General features: G+C 52.2%; 12 protein-coding genes. 3 read left to right on the top strand and 9 right to left on the bottom strand.

What is annotated here, in order from left to right; all coding sequences use genetic code 11:
- Window positions 1–128: 128 nt before the first annotated feature.
- The 4 genes from ACFQ2I_RS23845 to cymR are packed head-to-tail and all read right to left on the bottom strand — an operon-like array spanning window position 129 to window position 2,486.
- The gene (locus ACFQ2I_RS23845) at window positions 129–329 is read right to left on the bottom strand and encodes a hypothetical protein (RefSeq protein WP_377569023.1); all 201 of its coding nucleotides are present in this window, start codon (window positions 327–329) and stop codon (window positions 129–131) included.
- A 14-nt stretch (window positions 330–343) separates the two neighbouring features.
- Window positions 344–880 carry a PRC-barrel domain-containing protein gene (locus tag ACFQ2I_RS23840; protein ID WP_377569021.1) on the bottom strand — a complete coding sequence of 179 codons (537 nt, stop codon included), beginning with the start codon at window positions 878–880 and terminating at the stop codon, window positions 344–346.
- A 17-nt stretch (window positions 881–897) separates the two neighbouring features.
- The gene (locus ACFQ2I_RS23835; protein ID WP_377569018.1) at window positions 898–2,055 is read right to left on the bottom strand and encodes a cysteine desulfurase family protein; all 1,158 of its coding nucleotides are present in this window, start codon (window positions 2,053–2,055) and stop codon (window positions 898–900) included.
- Window positions 2,056–2,066: 11 nt separating this feature from the next.
- Entirely contained in the window at window positions 2,067–2,486 is a 420-nt protein-coding gene (gene cymR / locus ACFQ2I_RS23830) for a cysteine metabolism transcriptional regulator CymR (RefSeq protein WP_377569016.1), read from the bottom strand.
- Between the two features lie 155 nt (window positions 2,487–2,641).
- On the opposite strand from cymR, the gene mnmA reads away from it, so the two are divergent.
- Entirely contained in the window at window positions 2,642–3,751 is a 1,110-nt protein-coding gene (gene mnmA / locus ACFQ2I_RS23825) for a tRNA 2-thiouridine(34) synthase MnmA (protein ID WP_377569013.1), read from the top strand.
- 47 nt (window positions 3,752–3,798) lie between these two features.
- On the opposite strand, the gene ACFQ2I_RS23820 is transcribed toward mnmA, so the two are convergent.
- On the bottom strand, window positions 3,799–4,071 hold the full coding sequence (locus ACFQ2I_RS23820; protein ID WP_377569011.1) for a hypothetical protein: 273 nt from the start codon (window positions 4,069–4,071) through the stop codon (window positions 3,799–3,801).
- 358 nt (window positions 4,072–4,429) lie between these two features.
- On the opposite strand from ACFQ2I_RS23820, the gene ACFQ2I_RS23815 reads away from it, so the two are divergent.
- Both ACFQ2I_RS23815 and ACFQ2I_RS23810 read left to right on the top strand, forming a co-directional pair.
- Window positions 4,430–5,023, top strand: a complete 594-nt coding sequence (locus ACFQ2I_RS23815) for a copper resistance protein CopC (RefSeq protein WP_377569009.1) — start codon at window positions 4,430–4,432, stop codon at window positions 5,021–5,023.
- Window positions 5,023–6,108 (top strand): copper resistance D family protein, encoded by a 1,086-nt coding sequence (locus tag ACFQ2I_RS23810; RefSeq protein WP_377569007.1) that lies wholly within the window; start codon window positions 5,023–5,025, stop codon window positions 6,106–6,108. The genes ACFQ2I_RS23815 and ACFQ2I_RS23810 overlap by 1 nt, the downstream gene beginning before the upstream one ends.
- Window positions 6,109–6,161: 53 nt before the next feature.
- Here ACFQ2I_RS23810 and ACFQ2I_RS23805 read toward each other — a convergent pair whose 3' ends face one another.
- The 4 genes from ACFQ2I_RS23805 to aspS all read right to left on the bottom strand — a co-directional run bounded on the left by ACFQ2I_RS23805 (window position 6,162) and on the right by aspS (window position 11,771).
- Entirely contained in the window at window positions 6,162–7,466 is a 1,305-nt protein-coding gene (locus ACFQ2I_RS23805) for a replication-associated recombination protein A (RefSeq protein WP_377569004.1), read from the bottom strand.
- A 102-nt stretch (window positions 7,467–7,568) separates the two neighbouring features.
- On the bottom strand, window positions 7,569–8,912 hold the full coding sequence (locus ACFQ2I_RS23800; protein WP_377569001.1) for a sulfatase family protein: 1,344 nt from the start codon (window positions 8,910–8,912) through the stop codon (window positions 7,569–7,571).
- A gap of 281 nt (window positions 8,913–9,193) precedes the next feature.
- Window positions 9,194–9,937 carry a tRNA threonylcarbamoyladenosine dehydratase gene (locus ACFQ2I_RS23795; RefSeq protein WP_377568998.1) on the bottom strand — a complete coding sequence of 248 codons (744 nt, stop codon included), beginning with the start codon at window positions 9,935–9,937 and terminating at the stop codon, window positions 9,194–9,196.
- Between the two features lie 34 nt (window positions 9,938–9,971).
- Window positions 9,972–11,771, bottom strand: a complete 1,800-nt coding sequence (gene aspS, locus ACFQ2I_RS23790; protein ID WP_377569036.1) for an aspartate--tRNA ligase — start codon at window positions 11,769–11,771, stop codon at window positions 9,972–9,974.
- Window positions 11,772–11,817: the final 46 nt, after the last annotated feature.

Raw genomic sequence — 11,817 nt, 5'->3', positions numbered from 1 at the left:
TAAAAAAGATGACCCCTGTTCAATACAGGAATCATCTTTTGTCTGCCTCGTAAATCTTCAATACCACTCTTTTTTAAAGTGTCCTTGACAGAGGGTCCAGATTATGCAGAGACCGTCTCCTTATCTACTCAGTTCACATGAATTTCTGTTGCCACTTCGTCTTCAAAGAACAGATCGTCAAGCGAACTAAGCGTACCGTCTTCTTCAACCTGATAGACCGACATTTTGTCGCCGTTCACCGTCAGTTCAATAAAGCAGCCCCAGCAATAAAATTGGTGGGAACCGATTTTTCCGATATCTTTGCTATTGCAATTCGGACATCTCATCATCTTAACACTTCTCCCTATTCACTGAAATTGGAAGCTGCGACTGGCTCCAATTCCGATTCACTGACGGCAGGAACGATAATCGCGTCTTCTCCGAGCAACACTTCATCCGGATCGCCCGACGCCTTAAGCCACTTACGCCCCTCCATCAGATCCGAAACAAAACCGTCAGTAAGCTCGTAGCCTACTATTTGTGTACCCTGAAACGGGTAAAAATAAACATCCGATAGTCTTCCGAGCTGCACCCCCCCGCTCGTCACGACTGGCAAATCCTTCAGCTTCACGACTCCCGAGAGGAAGGCGCGCTGCACGAGTCCCGGCTTCATTGTTATCACCGCCTGCTGACTGTCGATCATGATCGCATCGCTGCCGCAGTTCACAACCTCGCTCCACTTCACCACTCGAACGCTTGCAGCGAACCACTTGGCGAACTCCAATACCAATCCCTGCAGCTGCCAGTGTTCGTCGAACCAGGCGTCCTTCACTTTACCGACAAGCTTCCCGGTATCCTTCACATAGACAGGAAGTCCAATTAATTGCTGAAGTCTGATCAATTCGACTCGGAGCCCTCCTACTTGCTGTTACGAATGCGGCTCGCAATTCTCGCAACGAGAGGAGCGGCATTCTGAATATCCTCCATAGTATTCCCCAATCCGAAGCTGAATCTTACCGCGGATTGCAGACGTTCTGGCGGCAGCTTCATCGCCTCCAGCACATGGGAGCGTTCCAACGAGCCTGAGGTACAAGCGGAACCGCTTGACGCCGCGATGCCGGACATGTCCAAATTCATAAGCATGGACTCTGTATCGACGCCGATAAAGCTGAGATTGACGATATGAGGCAAGCAGCGGGTTTCATGACCGTTGACGGTTACCTCTACATCATGAAGCTCCTCTCTAATAAGCTCTATCCACCTCTTACGTAATTTCTCCATAAATAGTTGCTTGTCCGGCCATTCGTTCACACAAATGTCAAGGGCTGCGGCGAAGCCGGCAATTCCGACGACGTTCTCCGTGCCCGCCCTTCGCTTCCGTTCTTGGGAGCCACCGTGCTGCACTGCTCCGAACGGGACGCCCGTGCGGACATAGAGCGCTCCCACCCCTTGCGGACCATTAATTTTATGCGCAGAGAAGCTCATGAAGTCAACTGGCAGTTCCTGGAGGCGGTATTGTATCCACCCTAACGACTGTACGGCATCCACATGGAATAGCGCGCCGCCTGCATGGGCGATATCGCCGATCTCTTCGATCGGCTGCACAGTCCCTACTTCATTGTTGCCATGCATCACAGAGACAAGTCCTGTCTCCGGCCTCATAGCGTCCTTCACCTGCTGCGGATCGATTGCACCCGCTTCGTCAACGGGAACGACCGTTAGTTCGAATCCTTCCTCCCGGCTCAGCCACTGGCACGTATGAAGGACGGCGGGATGCTCCACCGCAGAGGTAATGATGTGATTGCGTCCCAGCCGCTTCTGCGCCCGAGCGGCTCCAATCAGCGCCAAGTTATCACTCTCGGTGCCGCCGGATGTGAACAAGAGCTCGGCTGGACGGCAGCCGACACGACTGGAAACAAGATCACGCGCACGGGTGAGCCGGTTCCTGGACGCTCTTCCGTACGCGTGAATGCTGGAGGCATTGCCGCCCGGCCCCTTCATCAGCTCCAGCATCCGCTCCATGACTTCAGGATGCAATGGGGTCGTAGCAGCATGGTCGAAGTAATAGCTATTCATAGGTTCACCTGCTAGATGTAGAACATATAATTGTTCTGATTTTCTTCGTCCTTAAAGGAGATCAGATTCTCCAGCGTCGTGGAATCCAGCACTTCCGCGATGCTGTCGCGAATGCGAAGCCACAACTGCCGCTTGGCGGGGTCGTCCTCTTCCGTGAAGTCGACCGGAGAGATAGGTCCTTCCAGTATGCGGATAATATCGCCTGATGTGATCTCCGCCGGCTCCTTGGACAGCACATAGCCGCCATATGCGCCTCGGATGCTCTTGACCAGTCCGGCATTGCGCAGAGGCGCAACCAACTGCTCCAAATAATGCTCGGACAGCCCGTTCCGCTCCGCAATGCTCTTGAGCGAGATCGGCCCTTCTCCGTAGTTTGCTGCCAGCTCCATCATAATCGTGAGGCCGTAACGGCCTTTCGTTGATATTTTCAAGGTAACACTCCTTAATTCTCACTGTTTTCCTATCATTCCTATATGGTAACATATCCTAGGCCCATCTTGTAAAGTAAGGATGTCGCATTCATGAAATTGTTACAGGATTATGGTACAATAAATGGTGCTCTAATCAACAAGGTGGTGGTGCGAAAATGACAAAAAGCAATGCTGAAACCCGTGTCGTTATCGGCATGTCTGGAGGAGTGGATTCCTCGGTGGCGGCTCTGTTGCTGAAGCAGCAGGGATATGATGTCGTCGGCATATTTATGAAGAATTGGGATGATACTGACGAATCCGGTCACTGCACTGCGGAAGAAGACGCCGAGGATGTACGGCGTGTCTGCGATGAAATCGGCATTCCCTATTATACTGTTAATTTTGAGAAGCAGTATTTCGACAAAGTGTTTACTTATTTCCTTGATGAATATAAAAAAGGTCGTACGCCGAACCCCGATGTCATGTGCAATCGCGAGATAAAATTTGGCGATTTCCTGAACAAAGCGATGGAACTGAATGCTGATTATCTCGCCACTGGTCATTATGCCAGGGTTAAGCGTGACGACAACGGTGTGACGAAGCTCCTTAGAGGCGTAGACAACGGTAAGGATCAGACGTACTTCCTTAGCGCTCTGAATCAGCGCCAGCTGGGGAAAGCCATGTTCCCGATCGGACATCTGCCTAAGCCGGAAGTGCGCCGAATTGCAGAGGCTGCAGGACTCCACACGGCCAAGAAGAAGGACAGTACCGGTGTCTGCTTTATCGGGGAACGCAACTTCAAGGAATTCCTAAGCGGATATTTACCGGCTCAGCCCGGCGATATGATTGACATTAGGACTGGCGAGCTCAAGGGCCGGCATGACGGTCTTATGTATTATACGCTTGGACAGCGGCAGGGACTTGGCATCGGCGGTTCCGGAACCGGCGAGCCCTGGTTCGTTGCGGACAAGGATCTGGAGAAAAATGTGCTGTACGTCGTACAAGGTGAGAAGCATCCCAGCTTATACTCGGAGAGTCTCGTTGCTACCGATATGAATTGGATCATACCGCTTTCCGATGATGAAGGGACGATCCATTGCACAGCCAAGTTCCGCTACCGTCAGCCCGATCAGGAGGTAACGGTTACGCCGGGGCAGGACGGCAAGGCATATATCTTGTTCAAGGAGCCGCAGAAGGCCATTACGCCGGGGCAGGCCGTCGTCCTGTACGATGGCGAAGTATGCCTCGGCGGCGGCAGAATCAACATCGTGAACAAGCTGCAATAGCGGCGTACCGGGAAAGAGCTCAAGCGTCAGGTCGAATGAATGGCCTGTCACTTGAGCTCTTCTTCATTGTGTTCGTTCGGTGCTGCCGGATTGCGGAGGCCATGCGGGTGCGACAGCTTTAAGCCGATACGCGTAATGCGTATCCGATACGTACTGATCGGCATCGTCTCCGGCACGGTAGTAACGGTCCTTATCAACATCCTGATATCCGTCTCACTTGTGAGATGCTCTCGAATCAAGTCCTTCATATGAATAAAGCGGATAACATTGTCTTTGTCCCATTCATACACGGGATAGCGGGTGCGCATATGCGTAACCATGCTCCAATGAACCGCTACAAAAAAATATGCAGCACGACAATGAAAATAACGCTCCCCATTGATAAGCCTGTCGGTAAAGGATCACCCACTGACTCCCTGCATCCGGTTGCATACATCCCTTCGTACGATCATATACGCAATGTCGTCTGCAGGTACACCTCCCTTATACTGAACTTCCCTCTCTTCTATTTTATTCTGAGGTGGTTATGCCATATGTTGACCGTCATTCAAGAAATGTTCAAATCTCTGCAACGAATTGCTCACGCAGCCGAATGCAACGTTCACGAACTATTTGATATAATGCAAGAAGCTGCCGCATTTGCGGAGCACCACTAGATTTGTCAGGAGGCAGTATGCAATGAAACGTTTATTTCTACTTATAATGGTATTGATGTTCGTCGTACCGCAAGCTGCAATGGCGCATTCCAAACTGACGGAAGCTGTACCAGCGGTTAACGCCGTCATCAAGGAATCGCCAACTTCCATTGAGCTCCGTTTCAATACCAAGATAGAGAAGCTGAGCACATTCAAGCTATTTAACGAGGCTGGAGAACAGGTTGAGGCCGAAGAAATAAAGGTTAGCGGGGACACGCTTAAAGGAACCGTTCCATCGTCATTAAATAACGGTAAATATTCGGTGAATTGGACGATTATCGGAGCGGATGGTCATGCGGTAGAAGGGGATTACAGCTTTACTGTCGACGCTCCGACCACTGTTACTGAACAGCCAACAGAGGAGCCGACAGAAGGGGACGCCACTCCGGAGCCATCCGTTGAGCCCACTCCTGCGCCTACAACATTGCCCGAAGCAGACAACGATGCGGATAATGCCGAAGTACAGGCCGACAGCGATAATACAGTTAAGCCGGAGACCAATTACACGCTATTCATCATCATCGGCATCGTGCTTATCGCGGCTGCGCTATTGATCGTGCTCGGGAGGCGCAAGTAATGGCATTTATAAGCGAAAGCCTACTCTACGTAAGTTTCGCTATTTTGGCAGGAGCTATGCTGCTCAGGCTTGTGCCAGAGCAGCATAAACCTGCGCTCGTCGTCCCCCACTGGTTGCTTATTGGCAGCGCGACCGCCATACCTGTTCTTTCTTTCGTGCCCATCCATCTGTTGAACGTATCCTATGCAACATCTTTCGAGCTAACCTATTGGGAGATGATGAAGAGTTTGTTGCTGGACGTGAAAGCGGGCACCGCTTGGACCTGGACGCTGCTTAGCTCGATTGGACTTCTATTCCTTCTTAGCGTACGGTCGTTCCGCAACGACCGCCACATGCCGAAGGTCGCTCTGTTCATCGTGCTGTTGCTGATCATCTGGCTCGGCTATGCCAGCCATGCTTCATCTCTAAGCAGCATGAAAGGGTTGATCGTACATACGCTTCACTTTCTCCCTGTCACTCTGTGGCTCGGAACGCTGTTCATCGTCGGTATGTTCGCAAGAGACAGCCAGAATTGGGAAGCATGGCTGCGCTGGTTCTCCCCCTTCGCAGTGGGATGCGCAATGTTGGCTCTGATAGCCGGCTTCACACTGATGACGTTCACGACGCCACAATACCTGAACGGATGGATGCTGCCTTACGGCCAAGCGATGTTAATCAAGCATCTGCTTATCGTACCGTTGCTGTTACTTGCCTACACGAACGGATTCCGCTATAAGTCAATGCTAATGCGCAATCCATCGTTCAAGCCCGGCAGATGGCTTCGCGCAGAAGCCGCCGTTGCCGCGCTAGTATTGGCTGCAACCGGCTACATGGGACAACAAGCGCCACCTCACGACGTGAAGGTGACGCTGGGAACCGTGCCTCCTTCGCCGCTGTTCACTTCGTTGTTCAAGGGTTCCTTCGGCCCTGATACGACATTACAACTGCATTGGAGCATGGAGAGCATTCTAATGCTTATCGCTGCCGGCCTGATGGCATACGGTATACGGTCGGCCTATCGGATCGACCGACCGTACATCGCATTGGCTTCCGGCCTGCTGTCAGCCGTATTCGGCTATTTCGGCCTTATGTTCGCCATGTCATGAGACATTGCCATTCCAGCAATGTCTCGTTTCATTACCTGCAGTTGCCTAACCAGCTACTTCTCGCGCCTCTGTTGATTTTGCCTGATGCGATCCTCCATCCCCTGCTCAGTCGCTTGATAGAACCTCTTAATTAACAGGGGATCGGGCAAATATTGCTGCTTGACATAGTGATTCGGATAATCATGTGGATACTTATAGCCTTCATGCCCTAGTTTGCTAGCGCCGCTATAATGCGTATCGCGCAAATGCAGAGGCACCTCCGCATTGCCTGTCCGTTCCAGCGCCGCCATGACATTGCCGATTGCAATCGCTGTCGCATTGGACTTCGGACTTTCCACCGCGAACAAGATCGCTTGGGCAATATTATACTTCGATTCTGGCCAGCCGATCTTATGATAAGCGTCCATCGCTGTCACGGCTTGCACCATCGCCTGGGGATTCGCCAGCCCGATGTCCTCGCTGCATGCCACAATCAGCCTGCGAAGGAACGTCATAGGGTCCATTCCCAGCTTCTCCACGGCATACAGGAACCAGAACAGCGCCGCATCGCTGGAGCCTCTGACACTCTTGTGGAAGGCGGACAGCACATCGTATTGCGTCGACTGGTCAGCCCGAATCGTCGGCTTCTGCACGGATTCCTGGGCTACCTCCAGCGTAATCCGGACAGAGCCGTCTGGCTCCGACGGCGTCGTGACAGCCGCCAGCTCAAGCGCATTCAGGGCGCGGCGAATATCGCCCCCCGCCATCTCCGCCATATGCTCCAGCGCCGCTTCCTCCACATGAAGCTTCATGAAGCCAAGACCTTTACCTACGTCAGCGATAGCCCGTCGCATGGCTTCCATGGCATGGCGCTTGTCCAGCGCCTCCAACTGGAATAGCGTGGAACGTGACAGCAAGGCCCCGTTCACATGATGGAACGGATTCTCCGTGGTAGCCCCAATGAAGACGATAATGCCTTGCTCCACGGCAGGAAGGAGCGCGTCCTGGCGGGACGTGTTGAAGCGGTGCACCTCGTCCAGGAACAATATCGTCTTCTTGCCGTACAGCGATTTCTTCGTGCGCGCCTGCTCAATGACTTCCCGGACGTCCTTCACGGTCGCGTCGACGGCGTTAAGCTTGATGAAGTCTCCTTCCGTACGAACCGATATAATATGCGCGAGCGTCGTCTTCCCGCAGCCAGGAGGGCCGTAGAGCAGAATCGATGATACCTGGTCGCCTTCAATCGCCCTCCGCAATAGCTTGCCCGGCCCGACAATATGCTCCTGTCCGATATATTCGTCAAGCGTCTGAGGTCTCATCCGGTCCGCCAGCAATCTGGCGCGCGGCCGCTCTTCTTCGTCATAACTGAATAAGTCCATTTCACTGCACAACCCTTATCTATGATATATGAAGATCATAGCATATCCTTACGTGGCGTCTCCAGCATAAGCGGAAAGGATAGTTCCAGCCTTCCGGTCATCTCAGTCTACGTATGGCACCGTTCCCGTCTCGTCCACTTCGTATCCCCACGCTTGCACATACGCATCGCCAGGCAGAAATTCATCCCGCCGCTCCTTCAGAATGTCTGATAATCTGGCATCGAGCTCCTTCACAAGCGATTCATACTGACTCACATGGCAAAGATTCGTTAACTGATAGGGATCAGACTCGTTATTATACAGCAGCCAAGGCCCGTTCAAGTCGCGAACGTAGGTGTAGGATTTTGTTCTAATTCCTCTATATTCCCGGCCGCCGCGGCTTTTGCTATATTCCCCGGCAGGCTGCACGCATTGGATAAGAACTTCTTCTATCTCACATGCAGCCTCTCCTCTCCAGTACGACGAATAATCTCTTCCTTCCACGCTATCCGGAATCGATATGCCGCATAAGCTAAGCATAGTCGGCATAATATCCGGACTATTGAACGGATTGCTGAACTTCTGGACTTCGGTACCCAACAGACGGGGATAGCGGAGCAGGAACGGTACCCGAATCGACTCATCCCAAGGACTCTGCTTCCTGTTCGCTCCTTGGGAGCCTAGCATATCGCCATGGTCCGACGTATATACCAATATCGTATCCTCTGCTATGCCTGTCTCTTCTATGACCCTCATTAGTTTTCCCAAGCAAGCATCCAATGCCGATATATGCGCATAATAGCCCGCTAAGTCCTTTGCGCTTTCCTCCCTATTATCCTCTGGCACATTGGGACGCAGCTGCAAGGCTTCCGGATCGTACATGTCTTTGAAAACTTGCGGAGCCGTATCATAAGGATTGTGCGGCGGTCCCCATGACAGCAGGAGAAAGAATGGCTTATCCCCGTCTGAGCGTGCCTGTATATAGCGAATGGCGCTGTCTGTCTGCGCATCCGCATCGTAACCGTCCCACATGAGCTTTAGATCATCGTCTTCATAGTAATGCGAATGATTGTAATCATGCGTACATTCCAGCACTTGCCAATGATGAAAGCCATGTCGCTGCTCCTGCGGAATAAATGCGCTCCGTCCCCTCCCATTCAGATGCCACTTTCCGATATAGCCCGTATCATATCCCGCATCAGCATAAGCTTCGGCGATCGATACGGCTCGGCGTCCCAATTGCACGTCATTGACGAATACGCCATGGGTGTTGGGATATTGTCCCGTCATTAGCGTAGCGCGGTATGGACAACAGCACGGAGTATTGCTAACGGCAAGCTCAACGTTCAGGCTCTCCAGGCTCAGCTGATCCATATAAGGCGTACGCACATCCGGATTTCTTGAATAGCCGGTAGCTTCCGCCCGATGCTGATCACTGAATACATAGATGACATTAGGTTTCTTCATCAATCAGTTCCCTCCTGCATGCTCTCCCAGTTCACTCTGCAACGTACTTTTTCGAAGCAGGCAACTGAATGTTAGCGTTTTCATAATATTACTACTCGTACCCCTTGCCTTAGGCATACTTAAACTCGAATAGCACAGCTTTGGTTGAGCGCACCACTTTGCCTAATTTCACCAGTATACTTGCTCACATGAAATAAGTACACCCATGGAGACATCTCCGTCTCCAAAACAAAAAACATCGCCAAGCTCATGTGAAGAGACGTTGGCGATGTCCTCGTTTGTTATTCGTGTTCCAGTAATTCCTTCACGGCTACACTGACCATAATCAGTCCTGCCACAGGCGGGACAAATGCATTGCTGGATGGCGGCTGCTGCGCCTTGCGAATTTCTGGAGCGTTGTCCGGTACGATCCGCTGCGTAACATCTTCCCTTGGCTTAATTGGCTCTTCATCGGAGAAGACAACCTTCACACCCTTCTTAATGCCGTCCTTGCGAAGCTTCGTGCGCACGACCCGGGCAATGGGATCGGTGTGCGTCTTCGATATATCTGCCACCTGGAATCGGGACGGGTCCATTTTGTTGGCGGCCCCCATGCTGGAGATGACCGGAATGCCCCGCTCCAGACACTGCTTGATCAGATGGATCTTGTACACAATCGTATCGGACGCATCCAGCACATAATCAAGCGGATAGCTGAACAGCTGCTCGTACGTTTCTTCCGTATAGAACATTCGCAGTGCAATGACGTCGCATTCCGGATTAATCAGTTTGATCCGATCGCGCATCAAATCCGCTTTTGGCTCTCCTACAGTCGTTGTCAACGCATGGATTTGTCGATTGATATTGGTAATATCTACAACATCCTTATCGATCAGAATGATTCGACCTACTCCTGTTCGGGCTAGCGCCTCGGCAGCGATAGCACCTACTCCGCCGATACCGAGCACGGCAACCGTGCTGTCCTTCATTCGCTGCAGACCCTCGGGTCCGATTGCCAGCTCCGTTCGTGAGAATTGATGGAGCACTTGCAGCCGCCTCCTTTCGTATATCTTCGCTTTACTATGCCTTCTCAGTAGCCGCTGCTGCCGCCTGCTGTTTCGGCTTTACAACCGTGCGAATATGAAGCTGCTCCAGCTGGGATGTCTCCACTTCGGATGGCGCATCGCAGAGCAGATCGGTCGCGCTTGCTGTTTTCGGGAAGGCGATTGTTTCTCTCAGGTTCGTACGGCCCGCCAGCAGCATAACAAGTCGATCGAAGCCGAAGGCGATGCCACCGTGTGGAGGCGTTCCGTATTCGAATGCGTCCAGCAGGAAGCCGAATTTCTCTTGCGCTTCTTCCATGGAGAAGCCGAGTGCCTTGAACATTTGCTCCTGTACATCGCGCTTGTATATTCGCATGGAACCGCCGCCTACTTCATATCCGTTCAGCACAAGATCGTACGCTTGCGCGCGGATTTGGCCAGGATCGCTGTCGAAGTAGGATAGATCTTCCTCATTCGGACGCGTGAACGGATGATGCTCCGCCACATAACGCTTCGCATCCTCGTCCCATCCCAGCAGAGGGAAGTCTACGACCCAAGCGAACTTGAACTTGGACTCGTCGATAAGCCCCAAGTCGCGTCCTAGCTTCAGGCGAAGGTTGCCAAGCACGTCGGCGACGACCTTTGGTTTGTCCGCGGAGAATGTAAGCAGGTCGCCCTCCTCTACTTGAAGGCGCTCAGTCAGCGCTTCGATTTCTTCAGGCTTAAGGAATTTCACGATCGGTCCGCGCCATTCCCCGTCCTTAACCGTAATCCATGCCAGCCCTTTGCCGCCGTAGCGTGCCGCGAATGGTTGAAGATCATCCAGCTCCTTGCGGCTCCAGCTTGCGCAGCCTTTTGCGTTCAGTGCCTTCACGACCCCGCCGCCTGCCGCTACGCTGGCGAACACCTTTACATCGCTGGAGGACACAATGTCCGTAATATCTTCAATTTCCAATCCGAAGCGCAGGTCCGGCTTGTCTGAGCCGTATTTGTTCATCGCATCCTTATAGGTAATGCGTTGGAAAGGCAACTCCAGCTCTACCCCGACTGTCTTCTGCAGCAGCTCGCTCATGAGCTGCTCCATCATCCCCAACAGGTCATCCTGAGACAGGAAGGATGTCTCAATGTCGACTTGCGTGAACTCGGGCTGGCGATCCGCACGAAGATCCTCATCGCGGAAACAACGCGCGATTTGGTAATAACGTTCAAGTCCGCCGACCATCAGTAATTGCTTGAAAATTTGCGGCGACTGCGGCAGGGCGAAAAACTCGCCTTCATGCACCCGGCTCGGTACCAGATAATCACGTGCGCCTTCAGGCGTGCTCTTCGTCAAGATAGGCGTTTCCACTTCCAGGAACCCTTGTCCGTCCAGGAAATCGCGGAACACCTTTGCCGCTTTGGAACGTAGCAGCAATGTTTGCTGCATTTCCGGTCGGCGAATATCAAGATAACGATATTTCAAGCGAATCGATTCATCGACTTCAACACCGTCTTCGATCTGGAACGGAGGCGTTTTGGCGCTATTCATCACTTCAATGTCTGTTACACGCACTTCAATTTCGCCGGTTGCCAGGTTAGGGTTGAACGTTTCCTGATCTCTCTCGACAACCTTTCCCTTTACGGCAAGTACATATTCACTGCGCGCGCGATCTGCAATCGCCAGCGCATCACCGGAAAAGTCGGGGTTGAATACAATTTGAACAATCCCGGAACGGTCACGTAAATCTATGAATAGCACACCACCGAGATCACGGCGGCGCTGTACCCACCCATTCAACGTTACAGTTGTCCCTACATCGGCTTTGGTCAGCATACCGCAATGATGCGTTTTAAGCATTGTCATAATAATCTCCTCACTTCTGCTCTATTTGCTATTGAATGAA

Source organism: Paenibacillus chungangensis (genome assembly GCF_042675905.1).
In the GTDB taxonomy this organism is placed as follows: domain Bacteria; phylum Bacillota; class Bacilli; order Paenibacillales; family Paenibacillaceae; genus Pristimantibacillus; species Pristimantibacillus chungangensis.
This window is presented reverse-complemented; position numbering and strand designations above follow the sequence as displayed.